This is a genomic window from Kitasatospora sp. NPDC058032, assembly GCF_042885845.1.
In the GTDB taxonomy this organism is placed as follows: Bacteria; Actinomycetota; Actinomycetes; order Streptomycetales; family Streptomycetaceae; genus Kitasatospora.
Genome location: NZ_JBHVRK010000002.1, coordinates 428657 through 454870, shown reverse-complemented (window position 1 = coordinate 454870; position 26214 = coordinate 428657). Strand labels below are relative to the sequence as shown.

Genomic DNA, 26214 nt, shown 5'->3' with positions numbered 1-26214 from the left:
CCCGGCTCCGGGGGTGCACCGAAGGACGGGCCCGGGGGCGGGGCGCGATAGCCTGCTCCGGGCGGCACCCGGCCGAGCAGGCTCGGCCGGACCAGCAGCGAGGGACGACGCGGAGGGCCATTCCATGGCGGAGCACACCAGGTCGAGCATCACCATCGACGCGACCCCGGCGACGGTCATGGCCGTGATCGCCGACTTCGCCGCGTACCCGGCCTGGACCGGAGAGGTCAAGGAGATCGAGGTCCTGGAGACCGCGGAGAACGGCCGCGCCTCCCAGGTCCGGCTGGTGCTCGACGCCGGCGCGATCCGTGACGAGCACGTCCTCGCCTACACCTGGGACGGCGACCGCGAGTGCGGCTGGACCCTGGTGCGCAGCCAGATGCTCCGCTCGCTCGACGGCTCCTACACCCTGGCCCCGCTCGGCGCCGACCGCACCGAGGTCACCTACCAGCTCGCGGTCGACGTCAAGATCCCGATGCTCGGCATGATCAAGCGCAAGGCCGAGAAGGTCATCATCGACCGCGCCCTGGCCGGTCTGAAGAAGCGCGTCGAGGACACCGCCGCCGGCAAGGCGCTCTGAACCGGGCACTCGACAGGACCGACGGCACCGACGAACGGGGGCGGCACGGCATGACGGCGACACGCACCATCCTGGTCAGCGGCGACCACGCGGCGCCCGCGGTGGCCGCCGCCACCGCGCTGCACGCCGCCCGGCGGGGCCGGCGCACCCTGCTGCTGGCGGCCGACGACCCGCACCGCACCCTGGACGCCGCCCTCGGCGTCCGACTGGAGGCCGGGCCGACGGCGTACGCGCCCGGCCTGACCGTCGCCCGCACCGACGAGCAGGCCGCCTTCCGGCGCGCCCTCGACGGGATCGGCGGCCGGCTGAAGCCCGCCCTCGACCTGCTGGGCGCCGACCCGCTCGACGCCGAGGAGCTCACCGCCCTCCCCGGCACCGCCCGGCTCGCCCTGCTGCGCGCGCTGCCCGCGGCCGACGCGGACGTCCTGGTGGTGCTCGCCCCGCCGCCCGCCGACCTCATCGCCACCCTCGCGCTGCCCGAGCAACTGGAGCGCTACCTGGCCCGGCTGGTCCCCGAGCAGCGCCAGGCGGCCCGGGCGCTGCGCCCGCTGCTGGCCGGCCTCGCCGGGGTGCCGATGCCCGCCGACTGGCTGTACGAGACGCGCGCCAAGGCGACCGGCGCGCTCGCCGAGGCGCGCGCCGCCATCACCGCGCCCGGCACCAGCGTCCGGCTGGTCACCGCGGCCGACGCCCATCCCTTCGACGAACTGCGCCGGATCCGCACCGGACTGGCCCTGCACGGCCACCGCCCGGACGCCGTGGTGGTGCACGGCGTGCTGCCGGACGCCGCCGCCGACTCGCCCGACCCCTGGCTGGCCGGTCTGGCCCGCCGCCGCCGCGACGAGCTGGCCGCGCTGGCCGCCGCCTGCGACGGTGTCCCGGTGCTCACCACCGGGCCCGCCGGGACCACCCCGGAGGCCGTCGCCGACCGTCTCTACGGCGCCGGTCCCGGCCCCGAGCCGTACCCGGCCGGGCCGTGGACCGTCGAGGACCGGCTGGCTTCGGAGGGTCTGCTGGTCTGGCACCTCGCCCTGCCGGGTGCCGAGCGCGCCGACCTCGACCTGGTGCGGCGCGGCGACGACCTGGTGGTCGGCCTCGGCGCCCACCGGCGGGTGCTCGCCCTGCCCTCGGCGTTGCGCCGCTGCACGGTCGCCGGCGCGGGCCTGCACGACGGCGTCCTCGCCGTCCGCTTCGCCCCCGACCCCGCGCTCTGGCCCCGGAGTTAGGGCCCGCTCGGCGTCCGGAGGGCCCGTCGTGGTCCGGTAGCGTCGGGGCGGGCGGCCGCGGGTGCGGCCGCCGCTGCTGAGGAGGCCTGCGCGATGACCACCACGGACCGGACCGAGCCCACCGCCGACCAGGACGGCGGCCCGCACCCGTTCGGCCCGGAGCTGGGCCCGCTGGTGGACGAGGTGCGCCGGTTCGCCACCGTCGTCGGGGAGAAGGCCCAGGAGGCGAGCGCCGAGACCCTGCTCTCGCTGGCCGGGCTGGCCGACCGCCTGCGGGACAAGCAGCCCGAGGTGTACGGGCACCTCGCCGCCGCCGGCACCGGTCTGGCCGCCGCCGGCACCGAACTGCTGGCCGCCTACCGGGCCGCCGTCACCGGCCACGAGCGCCGCTGGACCGCCGGCGAGCCGGCCCGCCCGGAGCGGGTGGACCTGGACGACACGCCTGAGGGACCGTCCGACAAGCAGTGAACCCCTGATGCCCGGTGGGCCACGTTCTGGCTTCACTCTGTGATGCGACCGGTGAAAATGTACGACTTTTGAACGGTCTCGGGCGGGTTGGCGCAAGAATGTCTTCGGTTAATGTAGGCGGCGGTGTGTACGGGGGCATGGTTGGGCGGTAGCGTTCCGTCCAGCGGGAACGAGTGAATAGCTGAGGGACACATGGCTCTGACCATCGGCGTCGACGTCGGCGGGACCAAGATCGCGGCAGGCGTGGTCGACGAGGCGGGAGAGATCCTCGCCCGGACCAGGGTGCCCACCCCGGCCGACCCGCAGTGGGCGGTCGACGCGATCGCGCAGGCCGTGCGCGAGCTCAAGGAGCAGTACCCCGACGTGACCGCGGCCGGCATCGGCGCCCCCGGCTTCGTCGACCGCAGCCGCTCGACGGTGATCTTCGCCCCCAACATCGACTGGGAGGACGAGCCCCTGCGCGGCCGGATCGAGGAGCTCACCGGCCTGCCCGCGGTCATCGAGAACGACGCCAACTGCGCCGCCTGGGCCGAGTACCGGTTCGGCGCCGGCGCCGGCCACGAGGACATGGTGCTGATCACCGTCGGCACCGGCATCGGCGGCGGCCTCGTCCTGGACGGCCGGCTGCACCGCGGCCGGTTCGGCGTGGCCGGCGAGATCGGCCACCTCAACATGGTCCCGGACGGCCTGCCCTGCGGCTGCGGCGGCAAGGGCTGCTGGGAGCAGTACGGCTCCGGCCGGGCGCTGCGCCGCTACGGCCGCGAGCGCGCCGCCGCCGACCCGGTGCGCGGCCGACGGATGCTGGAACTCAACGACGGCGTCGCCGAGACGATCCGCGGCATCCACATCACCCAGGCCGCCGAGGAGGGCGACCCGCTCGCCCTGGAGTGCTACGCCGAGCTGGCCGACTGGCTGGGCCGGGGGATGGCGGACCTCGCGGCGCTCTTCGACCCGGGCGTCTTCGTGCTCGGCGGCGGGGTCTCCGACTCCGGCCGGCTGCTGCTCGACCCGGTCGCCAAGGCCTTCGAGCACTACCTGACCGGCGGGGTGCACCGCCCGCGCGCCGAGGTCGTGCTCGCCTCCACCGGCTCGGCCGCCGGCATCGCCGGCGCGGCCGACCTGGCCCGTACGGTCTGACCGGCAGACCCCCGACGCGCGCGGCGCGGCCCGCGCACCACGGCCCGTCCCTCCGCCCGGAGGGGCGGGCCGCGCCGTGTCCGTGTTCACGCCTCGACGCCCCGTCCTGCCGTACGGTCGTCACCGAGGACGCCCAGGGGAGGAACCGCGATGACCACCGAACCGGCCGCACCGGCCGAACTGCCGCCGCCCGCGCCGGGCCGGCTGCGGCTGCTCAGCTACAACGTCCGCTCGCTGCGCGACGACCGGCGCGCCCTGGTCCGGGTGATCCGGGCCTGCGCGCCCGACCTGGTCTGCGTCCAGGAGTCACCGCGCTACTGGCGTCCCCGGGGGCAGGCGGCCTGGCTCGCCCGGCGGACCGGCACCGCGGTGCTCGCCGGCGGCGGACGGGCCGCCGCCGGGCCGCTGCTGCTCGGCCGGCCCGGCGTCCGGGTGGCGGCCGTCCACGACCGGCTGCTGCCGAAGACCCGCGGACTGCACGCGCGCGGCTTCGCCACCGCGCTGGTCGAGGTGCCCGGCGCCGCGCGGTTCACCGTCACCAGCTGTCACCTCAGCCTGGACGCGGACGAGCGGATGCGCCAGTTCGAGCTGCTCACCGGGCAGCTGCGGTACGCCGAACTCGGCGTGATCGCGGGGGACTTCAACGAGCACCCGGACGGCCCGGGCTGGCGCTCGCTGGCCGCACGGCTGCAGGACGGGCACGTGGTGGCGCCCTGGGGCGGCGAGATGACGTCCGTCCCGGAGAACCCCTACCAGCGGCTGGACGCCGTCTTCGCCACGCCGGGCATCGAGGTGCTCGCCTGCGGCGTCCCGCACGGCCTGCCCGGCGTCACCGGGGCCGACCTGCGGGCCGCCACCGACCACCTCCCGGTGCTCGCCGTCCTGCAGCTGCCCGCCGGGTAGTGGCCGGGCCCCCGGGCCGCGGCGGTCAGACGACCGCGCCGCCGTGCGGGTCCTCGGGCTCGTCCTCGTCGCGGTCCTTCATCCGGACCACCAGGGTGGCGAAGCCGCCGAGGAAGGCGGCCACCCCGACCCAGGCGGGCCAGCCGGAGACCTCGCGCCAGACGACCGCGTCGAAGAGCAGCAGCGCGGGCCCGCCGAGCACCGCCAGCCAGGCGAACTTGGCGGTGGTGTCGGCCTCCGGCAGCGGCGGCGGCTCCGGCGGCTCGAAGTGGCCCTCGTCGGTCTCCTCGGCCAGCTCGAAGTCGCGCGGGCCGGAGCCGGCGGCCGGCATGACCGGCCGGCCGGAGCGGGGGCGCGGCTGGGGCGCCAGGTCGGAGAGGTCGCCGGGTTCGCCGGGCAGGCCGTCGGGCTCCTTGAAGCCCTTGAGCTCGCCGCGCGCCCGGAGGTTCTCGATCTCCGGCCAGTTCGGGTTGTTGAGGTCGACCGGGTCGTCGAACTGGGCGACCAGCGCGGCGAAGATCTCGTCCTGCTCGGCCTGGCTGCGCTCGGGCGCGCGCCGGGGGCGGGACTGGCCGGCCGTCGCGCCCGCGCCGGGCGTCGTGCCGCTGCCGGACGTCGTGCCGCCGCCCGCGCCGCCCGTCTCCTCGCCCGCCGCCGGGGCGTCGCCGGAGCCGGCCACCGTCTCACCGGCCGGTCCGCGGCCCGTCTGATCGCCGTCCGTCCGCCCGGCGCCCGGCCGCGCGCCGCCGGTGGCCGCACCCTCCTCGCGGGGCGTCTCGTCCTCGCCGCCCGCCGTGCTGCTCTCGTGCACTTCCGGCCCTTCAGCCTTGGTGGTGGTCGGATTTCACCGAGGTGGCGCCCGCCGCCTGCGCGGGGGCCAACCGTCGGATGAAGTCCTGGGCGGTCGCGAATATTTCCGCCGCGTCGTGGTCCAGCGTCGCGACGTGGTAGCTGCGCTGGCACAGCCGCTCCGTCACATCGGTCGAGGATATCCGGGCCAGCACCAGCTCGGAGTTGGCCGCGGAGACCACGTGGTCCTGCGGGCTGTGGAAGAGCAGCACCGGCTGGGTCACCTCCGGCAGCCGCGCCTGGACCTCCTTCCACAGCCGGGCCAGCGACCAGGCGGCGTGCAACGGCGTCCGGTCGTAGCCCAGCTCGACCGCGCCGGGCCGGGCGATGTCGTTGGCGACCCCGGGCAGGCTCGGCAGGAGGTGCCGCAGCACCGGCAGAATGACACTCGCGGGGTTGTCCGAGCGCACCGACGGGTTGACCAGCACCAGCCCGGCGACCGCGGTCCCGTGCACCGCCGCCAGCCGCAGCGCCAGGCCGCCGCCCATCGACAGCCCGACGACGAACACCCGCTCGCACTCCGCCGCCAGGGCCAGCAGCTCCCGCTCGACCTCGGCGTACCAGTCCTCCCAGCGGGTCACCTGCATGTCCTGCCAGCGGGTGCCGTGGCCCGGCAGCAGCGGCAGCGAGACGGTGTACCCGGCGGCGGCGAGGTCCTCCGCCCACGGCCGCAGCGACTGCGGCGAGCCGGTGAACCCGTGACAGAGCAGGACGCCCACCGGCCCGCCCCGGTGGCGGTACGGTTCGGCGCCGGGCAGCAGCGGCATGGCGGACTCCTTCGCGGGCGAGGACGCTGGAGGTGGCGCTGGACGGACGGGGGCGTGCGGGCGGACCGGTGCGGGCGGCTGCGGAATTCGCATCGTCCCACGGGCCCGCCCGCTCCGTACACCCCCGCCGGGAAGCCGGCCCGACACCCCGTCACCCGGCAGCCCGGACACCCCGTCGGGGCGGGGCGGGGCACGGGCGGACACCGCGGGGCATTAGGATCGACCGGTCCGCAATACAGGAGGCCCGGGTTGTTCTACCGACTGATGAAGATGATCGTCGCGCCGCTGCTGCGGATCTTCTTCCGGCCGTGGATCGAGGGTGAGGAGAACATCCCCACCGAGGGTGCCGCGATCATCGCGAGCAACCACCTGTCCTTCTCGGACTCCTTCTTCTTCCCCGCGCTGATCAAGCGCCGGGTGACCTTCATCGCGAAGGCCGAGTACTTCACCACGCCGGGCATCAAGGGCCGGCTGACCGCCGCCTTCTTCAAGGGCGTCGGCCAGCTCCCGGTGGACCGCTCGGGCGTGCGCGGCGCCGGCGAGGCGGCGATCCGTTCGGCGATCGCCGTGCTGGACCGCGGCGAGCTGTTCGGCGTCTACCCGGAGGGCACCCGCTCGCCCGACGGCAAGCTCTACCGGGGCAAGGTCGGCGGCCTGGCCCGCGTCGCGCTGGCGACCGGCGCGCCGGTCATCCCGGTCGCGATGATCGACACCGAGAAGGTGCAGCCGCCCGGCCAGGTGGTCCCGAACTTCGGCATCCGCCCGGGCATCCGGATCGGCCGCCCGCTGGACTTCTCCCGCTACCAGGGCATGGAGAACGACCGCTTCATCCTCCGCTCGGTGACGGACGAGGTGATGTACGAGATCATGCGGCTGTCCGGCCAGGAGTACGTCGACGTCTACGCGACCGCCGCCAAGCGGCAGATCGCCGAGGACAAGAAGAAGGCCGACGCCGAGCGCAAGGCCGTCCAGAAGGCCGAGCAGGCCGCCGCCAAGGCCGAGAAGGCCGAGGAGAAGGCGGAGGCGGAGAAGGCGGCCGAGGCCGAGAAGGCCGGGCAGGAGCCGCAGCAGGGGACCGGGCCGGCCTGAGCCGGGGCCGGCCGCACGGGGGGAGAACGGCGGGCATGACGGACGGCGGCAGAACCGGGCCCGGCCCGGGCACGGTCGGCGCGGCGGTGGCGGCGGGCGGCATGTCCGTCGAACTGCCGCTCTGGCGGGCCATCTCCTTCTTCCGGGTGCTGGCGCTCTGCTACGCGCTGCTCCGGTACTTCGACTCCTACCTGCAGTTCCTGCACCCGGTCGCCGGCTGGATCTACCTCGGCGCGCTGACCCTGTGGACGCTCGCCTCCACCCGGGCCTTCTCCGGCCCGCACCGCTGCACCTGGTACGTGCTCGCCACCGATCTGGTCCTCGTCGTCACCGGCATCGTGATGAGCGGGGTGATCGACGAGCCGTCCCGGATCAGCCACGGCGCACCGACCCTGCCCACCATCTGGGCGGCCGGCACCGTGCTCGGCTTCGCCGGACGGGGCGGCTGGCGCTGGGCGGCGGCGGCCGGCTCGGTGATCGGGGTGGCCAACATCCTCGGCCACGGCGGCCCGACCGGCGACAACATCCACAACATCGTGCTGCTGATGCTGTCCGGCTGCGCGATCGGCTACGTCATGGAGCTCGCCCGGGCCAGCGAGGCCACGCTCACCCGGGCACTCCAGGTCGAGGCGGCGACCCGGGAGCGCGAGCGGCTCTCCCGGGACATCCACGACGGCGTGCTCCAGGTGCTCGCCCTGGTCCAGCGCCGGGGCTCCGAGGCCCCGTCCGGCGCCGGGTCCGCGGACCGCGCGGACCTCGCCGAGCTGGGCCGGCTGGCCGGCGAGCAGGAGCGCGCCCTGCGCGCGCTGATGAGCGGCGGCCCGCTGCCCGCCCCGCGCGGCGCGCAGGAGCCGGAGCGGCCGCAGGACCTGCGCGCCCTGCTCGCCCCGTACACGGACGAGCGGGTCACGCTCTCCGCCCCCGGCACCCCGGTGCTGCTCGCGGCCCCGGCAGCCGGCGAGCTGGCCGCCGCGGTCGGCGCAGCGGTGGACAACGTCCGCCGGCACGCCGGGCCCGCCGCGCGCGCCTGGATCCTGCTGGAGGACGAGCCGCAGGCCGTCACCGTCTCGATCCGCGACGACGGCCCGGGCTTCGCCCCCGGGCGGCTCGGCGAGGCGGAGCGGGCCGGCCGGCTCGGCGTCTCCCAGTCGATCCGCGGCCGGCTGCGCGACCTCGGAGGCTCGGCCGAGCTGTACTCGGCACCCGGCGAGGGCGTCGAGGTGGAGCTGCGGGTGCCGCGCGCCGGCTCCGGCGCCCCGGCCGCTGCGCTGTGAGAACGCCCGTGCGAGAACCCCCGTGCGAGAACCCCCGTGCGAGAACCCCCGTGCCGACACCTCCCGCGAAAGGGCCCCGAGCATGACGACCCAGCAGCCGATCGACCAGCAGGCGCCCGCGGGGCGACCGGTGCGGGTCATGGTGGTGGACGACCACCCGATGTGGCGCGACGCCGTCTCCCGCGACCTCGCCGAGGCCGGACTGGACGTGGTGGCCACCGCCGGCGACGGCGAGGAGGCCGTGCGCCGGGCCCGCGCCTGCGCCCCGCAGGTGGTGGTGCTCGACCTCAACCTGCCCGGTCTGCCCGGCGCCGAGGTCTGCCGCCAGGTGGTCGCGCACGACCCGACGGTGCGCGTCCTGGTGCTCTCCGCGAGCGGCGAGCACGCGGACGTGCTGGAGGCGGTGAAGTCCGGTGCGACCGGCTACCTGGTCAAGTCGGCCGGGCGGGAGGAGCTGCTGGACGCGGTGCGCCGTACGGCCGTCGGCGACGCGGTGTTCACCCCGGGCCTGGCCGGCCTGGTGCTCGGCGAGTTCCGCCGGCTGGCGGCCGAGCCGCCCGCCGCCGCCGCGCCGGTCGTCCCGCAGCTGACCGCCCGGGAGACCGAGGTGCTGCGGATGGTCGCCAAGGGCCTGTCGTACAAGCAGATCGCCGATCGACTGGTGCTCTCGCACCGCACGGTGCAGAACCACGTCCAGAACACCCTCGGCAAGCTCCAGCTGCACAACCGGGTCGAGCTGGTCCGGTACGCGATCGAGCAGGGGCTGGACGACGAGATCTGACGCCCCACCGGGCGGGGTGCGGTCCGGCACCCCGCCCGGTGCGTGCCCCGGCTCAGCCGGCGGCGGGCACCGCGCCGCGCAGCAGCCCGGCGACGATCTCCACGCCCTCCCGGGTGAGCACCGACTCCGGGTGGAACTGCAGCCCGGCGAAGCCCGGCCCGCGCAGCGCGTGCACGTCCCCGGTCAGCGGGTCGCGGGCCACCTCGACGCCCTCGGCGGCCAGCCGGGCGGCGTCGTCGTCCGTGCAGCGGGCGGTGAAGGCGTTGTAGAAGCCGACCGTGCGCCGCGTCCCGAACAGCTCGATGTCCTCCTGCGCGCCCTGGTACGGCACCGCCTTGCGGACCAGCGGCAGACCGAGCGCGGCGGACAGCAGCTGGTGGCTGAGGCAGACGGCGAGCACCGGGGCGGTGCGCCGGCCGTCGCGGACGGCGGCCAGCGCGTCGGCGACGACCGGGCGCAGCACGGCCATCTTGGGGTCGTCCGCGGCGGCCGGGTCGCCCGGGCCGGGGCCGAGCACCAGCGGGCCGGGGTGGGCGGCGACCCGCTCGCGCAGACCCGGCTCGTCGTAGCGGACCACGGTGACCCGGTGGCCGAGCGAGGTCAGCAGGTGGGCGAGCATCGCGGTGAAGGTGTCCTCGCCGTCGACGACCAGGGTCTCCAGCGCCTCGGTGGCCCGGGCCGGCTGCTGCATCCGCAGCCAGAACGGGGCGAGGCCGGCCCGCCGGGCGTCCAGCGCGGCCTGGACGCGGTGGTCGTCGGCCAGCCGCGGGCCGCTGGGGCCGGCCGGCCGGGCGGGGGCCGGGCGGGCGCCGATCGCGGTGAGCACCCCGGCGGCCTTGGCGTGCGTCTCGGCGACCTCGGAGAGCGGGTCGGAGTGGCGCACCAGGGTGGCGCCGACCCGGACGGCGAGCCGGCCGGTGGCCGGGTCGATGTCGGCGGTGCGGATGCAGATCGGCGAGTCGAGCAGCTGGCCGCCGCTGGCCGAGCGGCCGATCAGCGCGAGGGCGCCGGAGTAGTAGCCGCGTCCGCCGCGCTCGTAGCGCTTGATCACCCGGGTGGCGTTCTGCACCGGGCTGCCGGTGACGGTGGCGGCGAACATCGTCTCCGTGAGCACCTCGCGGACGTCCAGCGAGGTGCGGCCGCGCAGCTCGTACTCGGTGTGCGCGAGGTGGGACATCTCCTTGAGCCGAGGGCCGAGCACCTGGCCGCCGAGGTCGCCGACGGTGCACATCATCTTGAGCTCCTCGTCGACCACCATGGTCAGCTCCTCCAGCTCCTTGGGGTCGTGGAGGAAGTCGAGCAGCGAGTCCAGTCCGGCGCCGGCGGCCGGATAGCGGTAGGTGCCGGAGATCGGGTTCATCACGACCGTCCCGCCGCTCTGCCGGACGTGCACCTCGGGGGAGGCGCCGACCAGGACGCGGTCCCCGGTGTGCACCAGGAAGGTCCAGTAGGCGCCGCGCTCCTGCTCCAGCAGCCGGCCGAACAGGGTGAGGGCGAGGGCGGGGGAGCAGCTTCCACCACCGGCTCCGCCGGGGGCTTCCAGCGTCGCGGTGAAGTCGCGGCGGATGACGAAGTTGGCGCCCTCGCCGCGGCCGATCTCCTCGTCGATCACCCGGCGCACGATCGCCGCGTACTCGGCGTCGTCGATGTCGAAGCCGCCGTCGCTGAGCGTGACCGGCAGCCGGGGGAGTGCGGCGGCGACCTCGGCGAGCGGCAGGGCGTACTGCTCGGTGACGGCCAGGGCCTGGAGCGGGGTGGCGTCGTCGTGCGCCTCGAAGCCGCGCTCGCGGATCTGCCGGTAGGGGACGAGCGCGAGCAGGTCGTGCACGGGGCCGTCGGCGGGGGCGCCGTGCCGGACCGGGAGGTCGGCCAGCCGGTCGTGGACGCCGACGGTGCCGAGCAGCACCTCGACGGTGTCCGGGGCGGTGCGCGGGGTGCGGCGGTGCAGCAGGGCGAAGGCCGGTGCGTCGGCGGCGGTGAGTCGGGCGAGCAGGTCGGCGGCACTGGTCACGGTAACGGCGTTCCTTCCGGGGTGGCTTCTGCGGCGGTGGGGATTCCGCTCCCGGGAGGGCCGTCGACCGGCTGAGAACGCCGACGGCCGCCCCGAGGGGCGGCCGGTCGTCTGCGTCTAGGAACGCGCGGGCTGTGGGCCACCCAGGGGGTCGGCCCACCACCAGGAGAAGGTGTGCGGCGTGTTCACGGGCCCGAGCCTAGCGGATGCCCGGCCGGGAGTGAGGCCCGTCACCCGATTGTCCGCACGGTGTCTCACCCCTCGGGCGGTGGTCACAAATCGGTTGTCGCACCCCGTAGCCTTGGTCGCGTGACCGTGACGAATCTCCACACCTGGCAGACCCTGCCCGCGGCGCAGCAGCCTGAATGGCCGGACCAAGAGGCTCTGCGCAAGACCCTTGCCGAGCTCGCCTCGTATCCGCCGCTCGTCTTCGCAGGCGAGTGCGACCAGCTGCGCGCCCGGCTCGGTGCCGTGGCCCGTGGTGAGGCGTTCCTGCTGCAGGGCGGTGACTGCGCCGAGGCCTTCGACGGTGTCTCGGCGGAGCACATCCGCAACAAGCTCAAGACCCTGCTGCAGATGGCGGCCGTGCTGACGTACGCGGCCTCGGTGCCGGTCGTCAAGGTCGGCCGCATCGCCGGCCAGTACTCCAAGCCGCGCTCCAAGTCGACCGAGACCCGCGACGGCGTGACCCTGCCGGTCTACCGCGGCGACTCGGTGAACGGCTTCGAGTTCACCCCCGAGTCCCGGATCCCGGACCCGGAGCGGCTGAAGCGGATGTACAACGCGTCCGCCGCGACGCTCAACCTGGTGCGCGCCTTCACCACCGGTGGTTACGCCGACCTGCGCCAGGTGCACGCCTGGAACCAGGACTTCGTGCGCAACTCGCCGGCCGGCCAGCGCTACGAGCAGCTCGCCCGCGAGATCGACAACGCGCTGGCGTTCATGAACGCCTGTGGCGTGGCGCCGGAGGAGTTCAGGACGGTCGAGTTCTTCTCGTCCCACGAGGCGCTGATCCTGGACTACGAGACCGCGCTGACCCGCGTGGACTCGCGCACCGGCGAGCTGTACGACGTCTCCGGCCACATGGTGTGGATCGGCGAGCGCACCCGCCAGCTGGACCACGCGCACATCGAGTTCGCCTCGAAGATCCGCAACCCGATCGGCGTGAAGCTCGGCCCGACCACCTCGGTCGACGAGGCGCTGACCCTGATCGAGAAGCTGGACCCGGAGCGCGAGCCCGGCCGGCTCACCTTCATCACCCGGATGGGCGCGGGCAAGGTCCGCGAGCACCTGCCCACCCTGGTGGAGAAGGTCACCGCCTCGGGCGCGCAGCCGGTCTGGATCTGCGACCCGATGCACGGCAACACCTTCGAGGCGTCCAGCGGCCACAAGACCCGCCGCTTCGACGACGTGCTCGACGAGGTCAAGGGCTTCTTCGAGGTGCACCGCGCGCTCGGCACCCACCCGGGCGGCATCCACGTCGAGCTGACCGGTGACGACGTCACCGAGTGCGTCGGCGGCGGCGACGAGGTGCTGGTCGACGACCTGCACCAGCGCTACGAGACGGCCTGCGACCCGCGGCTCAACCGCAGCCAGTCGCTGGACCTGGCGTTCCTGGTCGCCGAGATGTACCGCGGCGGCAACTGAACAGCGCCCCACGGGCGGCGCCCGAGGGTACCGCGCATGTGACAAAAGCCTCTCCGGCCTGGGGGTTTCCCGGGCCGGAGAGGCTTTTGCGTACTCGCTCCACCGGGGTAAGGTGAGGCTCAGTGAACTAAGGCTTGCCTTAGTCAAGATCCAGTCCGCTTCACCGCTTCACTCCCGGGAGAGACCGCGATGTACGTGTGCATGTGCCATGCGGTCACCGAGGACCAGGTGAAGCGGGCGATCGACGGCGGTGCCAACACCCCGCGCCAGATCGCCAAGGGCTGCAAGGCCGGGACCGACTGCGGGTCCTGCGTGCGGCGGATCCAGGCCCTGCTCGGCGAGCACGGCGCCCGGCCCTGCCCGACCGCCCGGCTGGCCGCCAGGCTGGGCCTGGCCGACCCGGCGGCCGAGCCCGCCGTACCCGCCGTCGCGCCCGCCGTCGTGCCGGCGCCGCTGCGCGCCGCCTGACCGGGGGCGCTCAGGACTCCGGCTGCTCGATCAGCTGGGCGATGTAGAGCGCCTCCCCGAGCTTCTCCACCAGGGCGAGCTGGGTGTCGAGGTAGTCGATGTGCTCCTCCTCGTCCGCCAGGATCGACTCGAAGATGTTGGCCGAGGTGACGTCGTTCTTGGCCCGCATCACCACGATCCCACGCTTGAGCCGGTCGATCGCCTCGACCTCGACCTGCCGGTCCGCCTCGAACATCTCCTTGACCGTCTGGCCGATCCGGACGTGGAAGAGCCGCTGGTAGTTGGGCAGCCCGTCGAGGAAGAGGATCCGGTCGGTGAGCACCTCGGCGTGCTTCATCTCGTCGAAGGACTCGTGCCGGGTGTACTTGGCGAGCTTCGTCCAGCCGAAGTTCTCCTGCATCTTGGCGTGCAGGAAGTACTGGTTGATGGCGGTCAGTTCGGCGGTGAGCTGCTCGTTGAGGAACTCGATGACCTCTGCGTCGCCCTTCATGGTGTTGCCTTCCTGCTCTGCGTGCGGGATCGGGGCCGTGTGCCCGTCGGCTCCGGCTGGAGGCATCCTGGCACCGCTTTGGGGGGAAATTCCAGTAAGTTCACACTCACTAGGACATGTGTCGGAATATCCGATTTGCCCAGCGCACGGGAAAACCCTCGCCCCCGTCGTTGGCCCGTACGAGCGGGGCGCGTGGAGTACGGAAGGGGCGCACTTCGGGTGCCGCCCGCCGTCTGTCACCATGGATCCATGGGTCAGTCCGAACAAGAACCGTCGTCGCCGTCTGACCCCAGGCTCCCGCCCGGCCAGCGCGTCCAGCGCGGCTGGCCCGCCCTGCACTACGGCCCGGTGCCCCGCTTCAAGCCGCTGACCTGGGATCTCCAGGTGTTCGGCGCGACCGCCTCGGCCGAGAAGCACAGCTGGGACTTCGAGGGCTTCAACGCCCTGCCGCGCACCACCGTCCGGGCCGACCTGCACTGCGTCACCCGCTTCTCGGTGCTCGACGGCGAGTGGACCGGGGTGGCCGCCGCGGCCCTGCTCGACCTCGCGCCGCCGGACACCGGCGTCACCCACGTCATGGTCTGGGCCGAGTACGGCTACAGCGCCAACCTGCGGCTGGAGGACTTCGCCGCCTCCGACACGCTGCTCGCCACCCACCGCGACGGCGAGGTGCTCACCGCCGAGCACGGTTTCCCGGTCCGGCTGGTCGTCCCGCGGCTGTACGCCTGGAAGGGCCCCAAGTGGGTCCGGGCGGTCGAGTACATGCGGGCCGACCGGCGCGGCTTCTGGGAGGAGCGCGGCTACCACAACCGGGCCGACCCGTGGCGGGAGCAGCGCTACTCCCACCAGGAGGAGCCGGGCGACGGCCCGCTGCGCTGAGCCGGCGGGCGGCGGATCCCGCGGGCGGCGGATCCCGTGGGAACGCCCGCGGGAACGCCTACAGGAACGGGAAGTTGACCGTGACCACGGTGCGCTGCGGGCGGCGCTCGCCCGCCGCCGGGGACTGGCCGGTCACCTTGCCGGTGCCGAACAGGTTGACCCCGCTGCTCTGCATCGTGAATCCGGCCGCCTGGAGCGCCTTCTCGGCGGCCTCCTTGGACATCCCGGTGACGTCCGGGACCGGCACCATGCCCTTGCTGACCACCAGCGCGACCACCGTGTTCTCCGGCACCTGCTGGCCGGCCGCCGGCGAACTGCTGATCACCGAGCCCTCCGGGACGGTGTCGTTGTACGTCTCGGTCACCGTGCCGGCGGTCAGCTGCGCCCCGGTCAGCGTCGAGGAGGCCTGTGCGGACGGGCGGCCGACCACGTCCGGGACGGCGATCCGCTTGGGCCCGCGCGAGACGGTGAGGGTGATCGCGTCGCTCTTCCTGGTCCGGGTGCCCACCCCGGGGGCGGCGGCCATCACCTGGCCGACCGGGACGGACTCGCTGTACACCTCGGAGACCCGCCCGTGCATGCCCGCGGCGTCCAGGATCCGCTCCGCCTCGGTCCGGTCCTTGCCGAGCACGCCCGGCACCGTGCCGTACACCGCGCCGGAGATCGTGTAGGTGGCGCCGCCGACCAGCAGGACCAGGGCGGCGACCACGGCCGTCCAGATCAGCGGCCCGCGCGGCAGCCGGCGGGCGGCGGCGGACCGGGGGCGCCGGGCGCGGCGCGGGGCGCGGGGCGGCGGCGGCTCGTCGTACGGGCGGGGCTCGGTGAGCAGCTGGTCCATGAGGTCCGGCGGCACGTCCAGCACGCTGGTGCGCTCGACCGGGGGCGCCGGCAGCAGCACCGGGGTGAGCACCGAGGTCGCCTCGCCGGTCGGGTAGCGCGGGCTGGGCCGGGTGGAGGCCGGCGGTTCGGCGTCCAGCTGGTCCGGGGTGAGCCCGCGGCGCACCCGCTGGAGCGCGGCGAGCAGCTCGACCGCGTCGTGCGGGCGGTTCGCGCGGTCCCGGGCGCAGGCGCCGGCCACTATGGCGTCCAGCCCGGGCGTCACGCCGGGGACGGCGGCGGACGGCGGCGGGACGTCCTCGTGCAGGTGGCGGTACATCACCTGGACGGGGTTCTCGCCGGTGTGCGGGCGGGCGCCGGTGAGCATCTCGTACAGCAGGATGCCGGCCGCGTAGACGTCCACCCGCTGGTCGGTCTCGGCGCCCGGGCGGATCTGCTCGGGCGCGAGGTAGGAGACGGTGCCGAGCACGGTGCCGGCCGTCGCGGCGGTGGAGGTGGTGGTGCCGTCGGCGGCGTTGAGCACCCGGACCAGGCCGAAGTCGGCGACCTTGACCAGGCCGTCCTCGGTGATCAGCACGTTCTCGGGCTTGACGTCGCGGTGCACCAGTCCGGCCCGGTGGGCGGCGCCGAGGGCGGCGAGCACCGGCTCCAGGATGTCCAGGGCGGCCCGCACGGAGAGCGCGCCGCGGTCGCGCAGCAGGTCGCGCAGGGTGCCGCCGGGCACGTACTCCATGGCGAGGAAGACGTGCGCGCCGTCGGCGCCCTGGTCGAAGACGTTGACCACGTTGGGGTGGGCGAGCCGGGCGACGGCCTTGGCCTCGCGGATGAAGCGGGTGGTGAACGCGGTGTCGCCGGCCAGCGAGGGGTGCATCACCTTGAGCGCCACGACCCGGTCGAGCCGGGTGTCGGTGCCCTGGTAGACGGTGGACATGCCGCCGGTGGCGATCCGCCGCTCGACCCGGTACCGGCCGTCGAGCAGGGTACCGATCAGGGGGTCGCGCAATGCCATGTCCACCCGGCGAGTCTAGGACGTGGGGGTCCGCCGGCCCCGGGAGACACCGCTCCCGGGGCCGCTCTGTGCCCGGTTTGTGACACCGGGATGATGATCGTATTGATTATCCGGAATGTCGGGCGCCCGGAACGGACCGTCAGAACGCCGGGTGCTCGCGGGTGTCCAGGTCGGCACGGCCGGCCATCGCGGACGAGGCCTCGGCGTGGAACCGGCGCGGGATCCGGCCCGCCCGGTGGGCCAGCCGGCCCGCCTCGGCGGCGTGCCGCATCGCGTCGGCCATCAGCACCGGGTCCTGGGCGCGGGTGACGGCCGAGGCCAGCATCACCGCGGCGCAGCCCAGCTCCATCGCCAGCGCGACGTCCGAGGCGGTGCCGGCACCGGCGTCCAGGATCACCGGGACGCCCGCGCCCTCCACGATCAGCTGGAAGTTGTGCGGGTTGCGGATGCCCAGACCGGAGCCGATCGGCGAGCCCAGCGGCATGATCGCCGCGCAGCCGACGTCCTCCAGCTTGCGGGCCAGCACCGGGTCGTCGTTGGTGTACGGCAGCACCGTGAAGCCGTCGTCGACCAGGGTCTCGGCGGCGTCCAGCAGCTCGATCGGGTCCGGCAGCAGGGTCCGCTCGTCGGCGATCACCTCCAGCTTCACCCAGTCGGTGCCGAGCGCCTCGCGGGCCAGCCGGGCGGTCAGCACGGCCTCGCCGGCGGTGAAGCAGCCGGCCGTGTTGGGCAGCACCCGGATGCCGTTGCGGCTCAGCACGTCCAGCACCGAACCCTGGGTGCCGGCGTTCACCCGGCGCATCGCCACGGTGGTCAGCTCGGTGCCGGAGACCCGCAGCGCCTGCTCCAGGACCTCCAGGCTGGGGGCGCCGCCGGTGCCCATGATCAGCCGGGAGGAGAAGGACGTCCCGGCGATGGTGAGAAGGTCGTCGGCCATCGGTCAGCCTCCCTGGACGGCGGTGAGGATCTCGATCCGGTCGCCCGCCGACAGCGGCGTGCGCGGCCACTCGGCGCGCGGCACCACGGCCTCGTTCAGGGCGGCGGCGACGCCGGAGTGCGCCTGGCTGAGGGTGGCGACCACCTCGGCGAGGGTGGTCGCGGCGGGCACCTCGCGGGGCTCGCCGTTGACGCTCAGGGGGATGTCGCTGGTGCGGGGGCTCATGCCGGGACCTTCGTGAATCGGGTGGGGGAGAACGGGTGGGCGAGCTCCGGCAGGGTGCCGGTGGCCAGGTAGTCGGCCAGCAGGTCGCCGGTGACGGGCGTCAGCAGGACGCCGTTGCGGTAGTGGCCGGTGGCGGCGACCAGGCCGGGCAGCGCGGTCGGGCCGAGCAGCGGCGCGTTGTCCGGCGAGCCGGGGCGAAGCCCTGCGCCGGTCTCCACCAGTGGCAGTTCGGTGATGCCGGGGACCAGCTCGTGCGCGTCGCGCAGCAGCTCGTACACCCCGCCGGCGGTGACCGTGGTGTCGTGGCCCTGCTCCTCGGTGGTCGCGCCGACCACCAGCTCGCCGTTCTCGCGCGGCACCAGGTAGAGGTGGCCGCCGCGGACCACGGCCCGCACGTTGCGGGAGAGGAAGGGCCGGTACGCCTCGGGCACCCGCAGCCGCAGCACCTGCCCCTTGACCGGGCGGATCGCCGGCAGCACGCCCGGGGGCAGGCCGGGCAGCAGGTGGCTGCGCGAGCCGGCCGCGAGCACGATCCGGTCGGCGGTGACGCTCTCGCCGGTGGCCAGCCGGGCGCCGGTCGCGCGGTCGTGCTCGACCAGCAGCTCGGTGGCCTCGGTGCGGTGCACCACCACGCCGGCCCGCTCGCACGCGTGCAGCAGGGCCTCGGCCAGCCGGCGGCCGTCCACCTGGTGGTCGTCGGTGACGTGCAGGCCGCCGCGCACGCCCGGGGCGAGCATCGGCTCCAGCCGGCGGGCCTCGCGGCCGGTGAGCCACTGCGAGTCCAGGCCGAGCCGCTGGTGGAAGGCGTGCAGCTCGCGCAGTTCCGCGCGGTCGTCGGAGTCGAGGGCGACGGCGAGGGTGCCGCACTGCCGGTAGCCGATGTCCCGGCCGCCGCTCGCCTCGGTGAGTTCGGCGGCGAAGGACGCGTACCGCTCGTTGGAGGCCATCCCGAGGCGCAGCAGCGGCTCCTCGCCGTACTGGAGTTCGGTGACCGGGGCGAGCATGCCCGCCGCGACCTGGGCGGCACCGTGGCCGGGCCAGGGGTCGATCAGCAGGACGCGCAGCCCGCGCTGGGCCGCCCGCCAGGCGACGACGAGGCCGATGATCCCACCGCCGATGACCAGCACCTCGGCATGGGCGCCCCGTACCAGGCGTGTCAAAGCTGCTCTCCCTTCGCCGGTATGACCCGGATCAGGTTCGGACGGTCGCGGGCCGTGCCAGCCCGCCTCTCAGCCCGGTGCGCCGGGCTCCCGTGATGGTGCCCCCACCTTAACTCCGGGGGGTGCGCCCCCTGAAGGTGCCCGCGAGAGGGGGCGGGGAAGGGCCTAGGACCTCGGACCCGGGACCGGGCTCAGTACAGTGACGGGCGTGGCTGAGCTGAACGGAACGGGACAGACGGATCGGGTGGTCGTCGTGGGCGCCGGGCTGGCCGGGGCGCAGTGCGCCGCGGTGCTGCGGCGCGACGGCTGGCAGGGGCGGATCACGCTGGTCGGCGAGGAGCCGCACGCGCCGTACGACCGGCCGCCGCTCTCCAAGGACGTCCTGCTCGGCAAGGCCGACAGCACCGCCCTCGACCTCGACTTCGCTGAGCTCGGCGTCGAAGTGCTCACCGGCCGCCGCGCCACCGGACTCACCGCCGGCGGCCCCGGCGGCGCGGGCCTGCTGCACACCGACGCCGGGGACGAACCGTACGACGCGCTGGTGATCGCCACCGGCGCCGAGCCGCGCGCCCTGCCCGGCGCCGAGCGCGCCCACCTGCTGCACACCCTGGACGACGCGCTGGCGCTGCGCGCCCTGCTCCGCCCCGGCCTGCGCCTGGTGCTGGTCGGCGCGGGCTGGATCGGCGCCGAGGTGGCCACCGCCGCCCGGGCGGCCGGCTGCGAGGTGACCGTCGTCGAAGCAGGCCCGGCACCCGTCCCCGGCGCGCTGCCCGCCGAGGTCGGCCGGGCGATGGCCGCCTGGTACGCCGAGGCCGGGGTGGACCTGCGCTGCGGCACCGGTGTCGCCGCCGTCGAACCGGGCGCGGTGCTGCTCGCCGACGGCTCGCACCTGCCCGCCGACGAGGTCGTGGTCGGCATCGGCGCCCGCCCGGCCACCGGCTGGCTGGCCGGCACCGGGGTCGCCCTGGACGCGGCCGGCGCCGTGCTGGTGGACGAGCGGCTGCGCACCACCGTGCAGGGCGTCCTCGCGGCCGGCGACTGCGTCAGCTACCCCTCGGCGCGCTCCGGCGCCCGGCTGACCGTCCAGCACTGGGACCACGCGCTGCAGTCCGGCGAGGCCGTCGCCGCCACCCTGCTCGGAACGGACGCGCCGCCGTACGACCCGGTGCAGTACTTCTGGTCCGAGCAGTTCGGCCGGATGGCGCAGTACGCGGGACGGCACGGGGCGGGCGACGAGCTGCTGTGGCGCGGCTCGCCGTCGGACGCCGGCTGGTCGGTGCTCTGGCTGCGCGACGGCGCCCTGCGGGCGCTGCTCGCGGTCGACCGGCCGCGCGACCTGACCCAGGGACGGCGGCTGATCGAGCGCGGCGCCGTGCTCGACCCGGCCCGCGCGGCCGACCCGGCGGTCCCGCTGAAGTCGGCCCTGGCCGCCGGGTAGCGCCGGGCGGCGGACCCGGTTGGTGCGCGGCGGGCCGCCGAGGTGGCAGTCTGGTGCTTGTGAGTGAGATCGAAGCCAAGATTGAAGCCCTGGTCCCCGCGTGGCTGTACCTCCCCGACATCTCCGAGAAGTGGGGTCTGGTGGTCACCGAGGTCCGCAACATGGTCAAGAAGGGTGACCTGATCGCGGTCCGCCGCGGCCCCAACAAGTCGCTGCAGGTCCCGGCGGCGTTCATCGACGAGACCGGCCCGGTGAAGCACCTGGTCGGCACGGTGACGGTGCTGCGCGACAGCGGGTTCAGCGACGAGGAGATCCTCGAGTGGATGTTCAGCGAGGACCCGTCGCTGCCCGGCACCCCCGTCCAGGCGCTCTGGGAGAACCGGGCCACCGAGGTCAAGCGCCGCGCCCAGGCGATGGCGCTGTGACGGACCGACGGGAGCGGCTCGCCGACGCCCGGCTGTACCTGTGCACCGACGCCCGGCGCGAGCGCGGCGACCTCGCCGAGTTCCTGGACGCGGCGCTGGCCGGCGGCGTCGACATCGTCCAGCTCCGGGACAAGGGCCTGGAGGCCCGGCAGGAACTGGCGGCGCTGGAGGTCTTCGCCGACGCCTGCCGCCGGCACGGCAAGCTGCTCGCCGTCAACGACCGCGCCGACGTCGCCCACGCGGCCGGCCCCGACGTGCTGCACCTCGGGCAGGACGACCTGCCGGTGCCCGCCGCCCGGGCGATCATCGGCGAGGACGTGCTGATTGGGCGGTCCTGCCACGCCGAGTCCGAGGTGGACGCGGCCGCCGCCGAGCCCGGCGTCGACTACTTCTGCACCGGTCCGGTCTGGCCGACCCCGACCAAGCCCGGACGCCCCGCGCCGGGCCTGGGCCTGGTCGAGTACGCGGCGAAGCTGGGGACCGACCGCCCGTGGTTCGCCATCGGCGGCATCGACCTCGGCAACCTGGACGAGGTGCTGGCCGCCGGCGCCCGCCGGGTGGTCGTCGTCCGGGCCGTCACCGCCGCGGACGACCCGGGGGCCGCGGCCGCCGAGTTCGCCCGCCGGCTGCGCGCCCACTGACCGACCGGGGCCGCCGCCGTCCGCTCCGCCCCCGCGCCTGTGCGGAGGGGTCAGTACTTGCGGACGGTGGCGGCCTCGGCCAGCGCCAGCAGCGTCTCCCGGGCCCGCGGGTCCGCCAGCGGCGCCTCGTCCAGCGCGGCCAGCGCCTGGCGCAGCAGTTCCTCGATCCGCTGCTCCACCCGCTCCGGCGCGCCGCTGCGGGCCACCAGTTCGCGCAGCCCGGCGACCTCCCCGGCGGTCAGGTCCGGCGCGCCCAGCCGCTCGTCCAGGTGCCGTGCCTCGGCGGCCGGCAGGCCCCGCATCGCGTGCGCGACCAGCAGCGTCCGCTTGCCCTCGCGCAGGTCGTCGCCGGCCGGCTTGCCGGTGACCGCCGGGTCGCCGAACACGCCGAGCAGGTCGTCCCGCAGCTGGAACGCCTCGCCCAGTGGCAGGCCGAACGCCCCGTACGCCTCCACCAGCCGGGGCGGGGCCCCCGCGAGCAGGGCGCCGACCTGGAGCGGCCGTTCGATCGTGTACTTGGCCGACTTGTAGTGCAGGACGGTCTGCGCGCGGTCCAGTGCGCCCTGGTCGGTGGAGTCCCCGGCGACCGGCTCCAGCACGTCCAGGTACTGGCCGACCATCACCTCGGTGCGCATCAGGTCGAACATCGGCTTGGCGGCCAGCACCGCCGCCGGGTCCAGGCCGGAGTTCAGGAACAGCTCGTCGCACCAGATCAGCAGCAGGTCGCCGAGCAGCACCGCCGCCGAGGCGCCGTACTGCTCGCGGTCGCCGCGCCAGCCGCGCTCGCGGTGCATCGCCTCGAAACGGCGGTGCACGGAGGGCAGGCCGCGGCGGGTGTCGCTGCGGTCCATGAGGTCGTCGTGGACGAGCGCGCTGGCCTGGAGCAGTTCCAGGGCCGCTGCCGCACGGGTGATCCCCTCGCCCGCCGCCGGGCCGCCGGCGCCGCGCCAGCCCCAGTAGCAGAACGCCGGGCGCAGCCGCTTGCCGCCGTCCAGCAGGAAGTCGCGCAGCGCCTCGGTGACCGGCTCCAGCTGTGGGGAGACCTTGCCGAGCAGGGCCGACTGGCCGTCCATGAAGCCGACGAGGGCCGCGTTGACGCGCTCGCGCACGTCCTCCACGTCAATCGGGTTGGCCGGCCGGTGGCTGGAGGAGGTCACGATGGGGCTCCGGAGGTAGCTGGGGTGCGCAGCAAGCGTATCCGGGGTGGAGGGGAACAGCCGTACGCGCGAGCTCCGGCCGGGCGTGCGACCCGTCGTCCGCGCGGATCCCGTGCCGGGCCCCGGCGTCGTCCATCCGGCGTCCACCTGTCGTCCATCCGGCGTCTCAAGGGCTGGGACCGAGTTGTCCGCGCCCTTCCACCGGCGGCTAATCTGCCAGCATGGCACTCGGTATCGCTTCGACCAGACCGGACCGCGCGCAGACGGTCCGCGAACTCCTGGCGGCCGGAAAGCGGTCCTTCTCCTTCGAGTTCATGCCGCCGCGCACCGAGGCCGGTGAACAGAAGCTCTGGGACGCCATCCGGCGGCTCGAACCGCTCGACCCCAACTTCGTCTGCATGACGTACGGCGCCGGCGGCTCCTCGCGCGAACGCACGGTGAACATGGTCGGGCGGATCGCCACCGAGACCACGCTCACCCCGGTCGCCCACCTGACCGCCGTCGACCACTCCGTGGCCGAGCTGCGCAACATCATCGGCCAGTACGCCGACCAGGGCGTGCGCAACGTCCTCGCGGTGCGCGGCGACCCGCCCGGCGACCCGCTGGGCGAGTGGGTCAGCCACCCGGAGGGCGTCACCTACGCGTACGAGCTGGTCGAGCTGATCAAGGGCATCGGCGACTTCTGCGTCGGCGTGGCGGCCTCGCCGAACATGCACCCGCGCTCGACCAACTGGGACGACGACATCCGGCACTTCGTGGCGAAGGTCCGCTCCGGGGCCGACTACGCGATCACCCAGATGTTCTTCGAGGTGGACGACTACCTGCGACTGCGCGACCGGGTGACGGCCGCCGGGTGCGAGACGCCGATCATCCCGGAGATCATGCCGGTCACCAACGCCAAGCAGCTGGAGCGCTTCCCGCAGCTGAGCGGCTCGGCCTTCCCACCGGACCTGGAGGCCAGGCTGCGCGCGGCGATCGACGACCCGGCGGCGCTGCGCGCGATCGGCATGGAGCACGCCACCGCGATGTCCGAGCGGCTGCTGGCGGAGGGCGTCCCCGGGCTGCACTTCATCACGCTGAACCACTCGACGGCGACGCTGGAGATCTACCAGAACCTGGGTCTGCACCGGCGCTGAGCTGCGGCGCGTCACGTTCCCACGGGGGACGGGAACGCGATGCGGTACCCGGGCCGTTGAACCGGTACAGTCGCCGCACACGCGCGGCGGGCGCGGGCACGCGACTGGGAGGTAGCGGGCGGGATGGGCATCGGATACCTGCTGCTGTACGTCGCGTTGGCGGTGGTGGCGCTCTGGCTGGTCGCCGAGCTGCTGTTCCAGAACCGGGCCCCGCTGCACTGGCGCGGCCTCGCCCTGGCGGGCTTCCTCGCGGTGGCCGCCGGGATGGCGGCCGGGTCCGTGCCGGTGATCGGCGCGGGCGCCGCGATGTTCGCGGTCGGCCAGACCTTCGTGACGCTCTCGGTGAAGCGCGGGTACGCCTCCGGGTGGTCGCTGCGGGCGGCGGACGGCAGGCTGCCCGGGCCGCTCGCCAAGGTGCCGCTGCTCGGTGCGCTCACCGGTGGGGGCGCGGCGGCGGCCGCCGCGGCGGTCGCGGTGGAGCAGGTCGGCGAGGTGGGCGCGGTCGAGGAGGCCCCGGCCGTGGCGCCGGTGGCGGTGGAGGAGGCGGCCGTCGAGCAGACCGCCGCGTTCGAGATGCAGGAGCTCGCCGCCGACGGCGTGTACGCGCCGGCCTACTACGAGCAGCAGCAGGACGCCGCCGCCTACACCGAGGCCTACCAGGCCGGCTACGACCCGGCGCAGCAGCAGCAACAACAGCAGCAGCAGTACGGCTACGACCAGCAGCAGCAGTGGCAGCAGCAGTACGGCTACGACCAGGGCTACGGCACCTACCAGCAGCAGCCCGACGCGTACGGCAACTACCAGCAGCAGCAGGCCGACCCGTACGCCGGCTACCAACAGCCCCAGCAGCAACAACAGCAGCAGTACGGCTACGACCAGCAGCAGCCGTGGCAGCCCGCCGAACCCCAGCCGCAGCCCGACCAGCCCATCACCGGCATCCCCCACCAGCCGCAGCAGCCCCACTACGACCAGTACGGCTACCAGCAGCAGCACCCCACCTGGCAGCAGCAGCCCTGAGCTGAGCGCGCCCGGGAAGTCGGCCCCGCCGACTTCCCACTCCACCCCCCTCGATCTCCGGTCGCCAGACCGCCTCGCAGCGTGCTCTATGCGCGTAGAAGCGTGGCTGTGCACACAGGAAGTCGGCGGATCCGACTTTCTGCGGCGGGGGTCAGGCGGGGCCGATGAGGTTGGCGACGATGCAGGCGGACATGCCGACGCGGGCGAGGCCGCCGCCGGGGTGGGCGGCGCCGCCGGTGAGGTAGAGGCCGGGGTGGTCCTCGTTCGGGGCCTGGAGGAGGTCGCCGTCGAGGCCGGCGAGGGCGGGGGGCGGGACGGAACCGAAGAAGGAGCCGGTCTCGCGCTCGGTGTGCTCGGGGGTGCGGACCACGCGCCAGAGCAGCCGCTCGCGCAGGTTCAGGCCGGCCGCGTCGACGTGGTCGAGCATCCGGTCGGCGAAGGCGTCCGCGACCCCGGGCGTGCCCCAGTCGAGGTCCAGTGACGGGGTGGTCGCCGTCAGCACCACGGCCTCGTGCCCGGCCGGGTGCAGCGACGGGTCGTCCGGCCGCAGCACCTGCACGGTCGGCCGGTCGGTCGGCGGGGCGCCCGGGGTGAAGACGCCGGCCAGTTCGGCGGCCGGGTCGCCGGCGTGCACCACCGTGCGGTGCGCCGTGCCCTCCGGGCGGGCGCCGCGCAGCGCGAGCAGTACGCTCACCCGCCCCGGCACGCCGTGCAGCCGGCCGGCGGCGGCGGGCCACTCGTCCGAGCTCTCGGCCGGTCCCATCCACTGGGTGTACAGCACCCGGGCGTCGATCGAGGAGACCACCAGATCGGCGTCGATCCGGTCGCCCTTGGTCTGCACGCCGCAGATCCGGCCGTCGCGGACGACCACCTTGGCGACCGGCGTCTCGAAGCGGAACTCCACCTTGCGCTGCTCGCAGCGCCGGTACACCGCGTCGGCCAGCGCTCGCAGGCCGCCCTTGACGTACCAGACGCCGAAGGACTGCTCCATGTACGGCAGCACGGTGGCCCCGGCGGGGGCGGTGCGCGGGTCGAGGCCGAACCGCAGCGCGTGCTCGTGCAGCAGGGCGGTCAGTCCCGGGTGCCCGCCGAGCTGCTCGGCGGCGACGTCGGCGAGCGTCCACTGGCGCGATGGGCGACGCCGGCCGAACAGGCCGCGCCGGGCCGCGCCGGGCACGGGGTACGGGTCGGTGTGCAGCGGCGCCGGGTCGGCCGGCAGCGGCTCCTCCAGCAGCGGGCGGCGGGTGGCCTCCCAGACCGTGCGGCCGTGGTTCAGCACCTCGGCCCACCGCTCGCCCGCGCCCGGGCCGAAGGCCTCGTCGAGGGCCTGGACCACGCCGCCCCGGGAGGCGTTGGGGAGGGACACGGCCGTCCCGTCGGGGAACAGGTGCCGGCTCTCCGGGTCGACCGGGCCGAGCTCGACCAGCTGTTCCAGCGGCTCGCGCCCGGTCTTCAGGGCGAGGTCGCGGTAGACGGCGGGCAGGGTGAGCAGTCCGGGGCCGGTGTCGAACGCGAAGCCGTCGCGCTCGTAGCGGCCGACCATGCCGCCGTAGGTGCCGCGTGCCTCGCAGACCGTCACCTTGTGCCCGAGGGTCGCCAGCCGGGAAGCCGCCGCGAGCCCGCTCATACCTGCGCCGATGATGACGATCCGTGCCATGGTGAC

26 protein-coding genes and 1 riboswitch are annotated in these 26214 nt (G+C 74.6%); of the genes, 16 read left to right on the top strand and 10 right to left on the bottom strand.

Annotation, left to right across the window (positions count from 1 at the left end; all coding sequences use genetic code 11):
• Positions 1-124: 124 nt before the first annotated feature.
• The 5 genes from ACFVUH_RS04980 to ACFVUH_RS04960 all read left to right on the top strand — a co-directional run bounded on the left by ACFVUH_RS04980 (position 125) and on the right by ACFVUH_RS04960 (position 4314).
• A complete protein-coding gene (locus tag ACFVUH_RS04980) occupies positions 125-580 on the top strand; it encodes an SRPBCC family protein (RefSeq protein ID WP_355361768.1) in 456 nt (151 codons plus the stop codon).
• Positions 581-630: 50 nt separating this feature from the next.
• On the top strand, positions 631-1806 hold the full coding sequence (locus ACFVUH_RS04975) for an ArsA family ATPase (protein ID WP_387911239.1): 1176 nt from the start codon (positions 631-633) through the stop codon (positions 1804-1806).
• Positions 1807-1899: 93 nt separating this feature from the next.
• On the top strand, positions 1900-2274 hold the full coding sequence (locus tag ACFVUH_RS04970; protein ID WP_387911237.1) for a DUF5304 family protein: 375 nt from the start codon (positions 1900-1902) through the stop codon (positions 2272-2274).
• A gap of 192 nt (positions 2275-2466) precedes the next feature.
• Positions 2467-3411: an ROK family glucokinase gene (locus ACFVUH_RS04965; RefSeq protein WP_355361762.1), complete on the top strand. Its 945-nt coding sequence runs from the start codon at positions 2467-2469 to the stop codon at positions 3409-3411.
• Positions 3412-3561: 150 nt separating this feature from the next.
• A complete protein-coding gene (locus tag ACFVUH_RS04960) occupies positions 3562-4314 on the top strand; it encodes an endonuclease/exonuclease/phosphatase family protein (RefSeq protein ID WP_387911235.1) in 753 nt (250 codons plus the stop codon).
• 25 nt (positions 4315-4339) lie between these two features.
• On the opposite strand, the gene ACFVUH_RS04955 is transcribed toward ACFVUH_RS04960, so the two are convergent.
• Together ACFVUH_RS04955 and ACFVUH_RS04950 are read right to left on the bottom strand one after the other, a co-directional pair.
• Positions 4340-5125 carry a hypothetical protein gene (locus ACFVUH_RS04955; RefSeq protein WP_387911234.1) on the bottom strand — a complete coding sequence of 262 codons (786 nt, stop codon included), beginning with the start codon at positions 5123-5125 and terminating at the stop codon, positions 4340-4342.
• Between the two features lie 10 nt (positions 5126-5135).
• Entirely contained in the window at positions 5136-5930 is a 795-nt protein-coding gene (locus ACFVUH_RS04950) for an alpha/beta hydrolase (RefSeq protein ID WP_387911232.1), read from the bottom strand.
• A 264-nt stretch (positions 5931-6194) separates the two neighbouring features.
• Between ACFVUH_RS04950 and ACFVUH_RS04945 the strand changes: the two genes are divergently transcribed.
• From ACFVUH_RS04945 to ACFVUH_RS04935, 3 genes are all read left to right on the top strand, one after another.
• A complete protein-coding gene (locus ACFVUH_RS04945; protein WP_387911342.1) occupies positions 6195-7019 on the top strand; it encodes a lysophospholipid acyltransferase family protein in 825 nt (274 codons plus the stop codon).
• 35 nt (positions 7020-7054) lie between these two features.
• Entirely contained in the window at positions 7055-8293 is a 1239-nt protein-coding gene (gene macS, locus ACFVUH_RS04940) for a MacS family sensor histidine kinase (RefSeq protein ID WP_387911231.1), read from the top strand.
• Positions 8294-8375: 82 nt separating this feature from the next.
• Positions 8376-9074 (top strand): response regulator transcription factor, encoded by a 699-nt coding sequence (locus tag ACFVUH_RS04935; protein WP_355361753.1) that lies wholly within the window; start codon positions 8376-8378, stop codon positions 9072-9074.
• A 52-nt stretch (positions 9075-9126) separates the two neighbouring features.
• On the opposite strand, the gene ACFVUH_RS04930 is transcribed toward ACFVUH_RS04935, so the two are convergent.
• Entirely contained in the window at positions 9127-11085 is a 1959-nt protein-coding gene (locus ACFVUH_RS04930) for an anthranilate synthase family protein (protein WP_387911228.1), read from the bottom strand.
• Positions 11086-11394: 309 nt separating this feature from the next.
• Between ACFVUH_RS04930 and ACFVUH_RS04925 the strand changes: the two genes are divergently transcribed.
• Together ACFVUH_RS04925 and ACFVUH_RS04920 are read left to right on the top strand one after the other, a co-directional pair.
• The gene (locus tag ACFVUH_RS04925; RefSeq protein WP_355361749.1) at positions 11395-12732 is read left to right on the top strand and encodes a class II 3-deoxy-7-phosphoheptulonate synthase; all 1338 of its coding nucleotides are present in this window, start codon (positions 11395-11397) and stop codon (positions 12730-12732) included.
• Between the two features lie 189 nt (positions 12733-12921).
• The gene (locus tag ACFVUH_RS04920) at positions 12922-13200 is read left to right on the top strand and encodes a bacterioferritin-associated ferredoxin (protein WP_387911226.1); all 279 of its coding nucleotides are present in this window, start codon (positions 12922-12924) and stop codon (positions 13198-13200) included.
• Positions 13201-13210: 10 nt separating this feature from the next.
• Here the strand turns inward: ACFVUH_RS04920 and bfr are convergent, their stop codons facing one another.
• Positions 13211-13690 carry a bacterioferritin gene (gene bfr, locus ACFVUH_RS04915; RefSeq protein WP_355361745.1) on the bottom strand — a complete coding sequence of 160 codons (480 nt, stop codon included), beginning with the start codon at positions 13688-13690 and terminating at the stop codon, positions 13211-13213.
• A gap of 249 nt (positions 13691-13939) precedes the next feature.
• On the opposite strand from bfr, the gene ACFVUH_RS04910 reads away from it, so the two are divergent.
• The gene (locus ACFVUH_RS04910) at positions 13940-14569 is read left to right on the top strand and encodes a molybdopterin-dependent oxidoreductase (RefSeq protein WP_355361743.1); all 630 of its coding nucleotides are present in this window, start codon (positions 13940-13942) and stop codon (positions 14567-14569) included.
• Between the two features lie 58 nt (positions 14570-14627).
• On the opposite strand, the gene pknB is transcribed toward ACFVUH_RS04910, so the two are convergent.
• The 4 genes from pknB to thiO form a co-directional block, all read right to left on the bottom strand.
• Positions 14628-16415, bottom strand: coding sequence for a Stk1 family PASTA domain-containing Ser/Thr kinase (pknB, locus tag ACFVUH_RS04905; RefSeq protein WP_387911340.1), 1788 nt, complete (start codon positions 16413-16415; stop codon positions 14628-14630).
• A gap of 139 nt (positions 16416-16554) precedes the next feature.
• Positions 16555-17352, bottom strand: coding sequence for a thiazole synthase (locus ACFVUH_RS04900; RefSeq protein WP_355361741.1), 798 nt, complete (start codon positions 17350-17352; stop codon positions 16555-16557).
• A gap of 3 nt (positions 17353-17355) precedes the next feature.
• Entirely contained in the window at positions 17356-17577 is a 222-nt protein-coding gene (gene thiS, locus ACFVUH_RS04895; RefSeq protein ID WP_350549453.1) for a sulfur carrier protein ThiS, read from the bottom strand.
• The gene (gene thiO, locus ACFVUH_RS04890) at positions 17574-18737 is read right to left on the bottom strand and encodes a glycine oxidase ThiO (protein WP_387911224.1); all 1164 of its coding nucleotides are present in this window, start codon (positions 18735-18737) and stop codon (positions 17574-17576) included. Before thiO ends, thiS begins: the two co-directional genes overlap by 4 nt.
• Positions 18732-18838: riboswitch (TPP riboswitch) on the bottom strand. (Overlaps the previous gene by 6 nt.)
• A 107-nt stretch (positions 18839-18945) precedes the next feature.
• On the opposite strand from thiO, the gene ACFVUH_RS04885 reads away from it, so the two are divergent.
• The 3 genes from ACFVUH_RS04885 to thiE are packed head-to-tail and all read left to right on the top strand — an operon-like array spanning position 18946 to position 21241.
• Complete coding sequence (locus ACFVUH_RS04885) at positions 18946-20175, top strand: NAD(P)/FAD-dependent oxidoreductase (RefSeq protein WP_387911222.1); 1230 nt, start codon at positions 18946-18948, stop codon at positions 20173-20175.
• Between the two features lie 59 nt (positions 20176-20234).
• Positions 20235-20600, top strand: coding sequence for an Rv2175c family DNA-binding protein (locus tag ACFVUH_RS04880; protein WP_355361735.1), 366 nt, complete (start codon positions 20235-20237; stop codon positions 20598-20600).
• The gene (gene thiE / locus ACFVUH_RS04875; RefSeq protein ID WP_387911220.1) at positions 20597-21241 is read left to right on the top strand and encodes a thiamine phosphate synthase; all 645 of its coding nucleotides are present in this window, start codon (positions 20597-20599) and stop codon (positions 21239-21241) included. The genes ACFVUH_RS04880 and thiE overlap by 4 nt, the downstream gene beginning before the upstream one ends.
• Positions 21242-21291: 50 nt before the next feature.
• Here thiE and ACFVUH_RS04870 read toward each other — a convergent pair whose 3' ends face one another.
• Complete coding sequence (locus tag ACFVUH_RS04870) at positions 21292-22398, bottom strand: polyprenyl synthetase family protein (protein ID WP_355361732.1); 1107 nt, start codon at positions 22396-22398, stop codon at positions 21292-21294.
• Between the two features lie 221 nt (positions 22399-22619).
• On the opposite strand from ACFVUH_RS04870, the gene metF reads away from it, so the two are divergent.
• A complete protein-coding gene (gene metF, locus ACFVUH_RS04865) occupies positions 22620-23534 on the top strand; it encodes a methylenetetrahydrofolate reductase [NAD(P)H] (protein ID WP_387911217.1) in 915 nt (304 codons plus the stop codon).
• A gap of 123 nt (positions 23535-23657) precedes the next feature.
• Complete coding sequence (locus ACFVUH_RS04860) at positions 23658-24551, top strand: hypothetical protein (RefSeq protein WP_387911215.1); 894 nt, start codon at positions 23658-23660, stop codon at positions 24549-24551.
• Positions 24552-24702: 151 nt separating this feature from the next.
• Here ACFVUH_RS04860 and ACFVUH_RS04855 read toward each other — a convergent pair whose 3' ends face one another.
• Positions 24703-26208, bottom strand: coding sequence for a phytoene desaturase family protein (locus tag ACFVUH_RS04855; RefSeq protein WP_387911213.1), 1506 nt, complete (start codon positions 26206-26208; stop codon positions 24703-24705).
• Positions 26209-26214 lie beyond the last annotated feature (6 nt).

Bases quoted from the DNA above. Each gene is read 5' to 3' on its own strand.
- ACFVUH_RS04960 (WP_387911235.1), top strand. From the start codon at position 3,562: ATGACCACCGAACCGGCCGCACCGGCCGAACTGCCGCCGCCCGCGCCG.
- ACFVUH_RS04920 (WP_387911226.1), top strand. From the start codon at position 12,922: ATGTACGTGTGCATGTGCCATGCGGTCACCGAGGACCAGGTGAAGCGG.
- ACFVUH_RS04975 (WP_387911239.1), top strand. From the start codon at position 631: ATGACGGCGACACGCACCATCCTGGTCAGCGGCGACCACGCGGCGCCC.
- ACFVUH_RS04860 (WP_387911215.1), top strand. From the start codon at position 23,658: ATGGGCATCGGATACCTGCTGCTGTACGTCGCGTTGGCGGTGGTGGCG.
- ACFVUH_RS04970 (WP_387911237.1), top strand. From the start codon at position 1,900: ATGACCACCACGGACCGGACCGAGCCCACCGCCGACCAGGACGGCGGC.
- bfr (WP_355361745.1), bottom strand. From the start codon at position 13,690: ATGAAGGGCGACGCAGAGGTCATCGAGTTCCTCAACGAGCAGCTCACC.
- macS (WP_387911231.1), top strand. From the start codon at position 7,055: ATGACGGACGGCGGCAGAACCGGGCCCGGCCCGGGCACGGTCGGCGCG.
- ACFVUH_RS04945 (WP_387911342.1), top strand. From the start codon at position 6,195: ATGAAGATGATCGTCGCGCCGCTGCTGCGGATCTTCTTCCGGCCGTGG.
- thiS (WP_350549453.1), bottom strand. From the start codon at position 17,577: ATGAGCCCCCGCACCAGCGACATCCCCCTGAGCGTCAACGGCGAGCCC.
- ACFVUH_RS04950 (WP_387911232.1), bottom strand. From the start codon at position 5,930: ATGCCGCTGCTGCCCGGCGCCGAACCGTACCGCCACCGGGGCGGGCCG.
- pknB (WP_387911340.1), bottom strand. From the start codon at position 16,415: ATGGCATTGCGCGACCCCCTGATCGGTACCCTGCTCGACGGCCGGTAC.
- ACFVUH_RS04965 (WP_355361762.1), top strand. From the start codon at position 2,467: ATGGCTCTGACCATCGGCGTCGACGTCGGCGGGACCAAGATCGCGGCA.
- ACFVUH_RS04935 (WP_355361753.1), top strand. From the start codon at position 8,376: ATGACGACCCAGCAGCCGATCGACCAGCAGGCGCCCGCGGGGCGACCG.
- ACFVUH_RS04900 (WP_355361741.1), bottom strand. From the start codon at position 17,352: ATGGCCGACGACCTTCTCACCATCGCCGGGACGTCCTTCTCCTCCCGG.
- ACFVUH_RS04980 (WP_355361768.1), top strand. From the start codon at position 125: ATGGCGGAGCACACCAGGTCGAGCATCACCATCGACGCGACCCCGGCG.
- ACFVUH_RS04910 (WP_355361743.1), top strand. From the start codon at position 13,940: ATGGGTCAGTCCGAACAAGAACCGTCGTCGCCGTCTGACCCCAGGCTC.
- metF (WP_387911217.1), top strand. From the start codon at position 22,620: ATGGCACTCGGTATCGCTTCGACCAGACCGGACCGCGCGCAGACGGTC.
- ACFVUH_RS04855 (WP_387911213.1), bottom strand. From the start codon at position 26,208: ATGGCACGGATCGTCATCATCGGCGCAGGTATGAGCGGGCTCGCGGCG.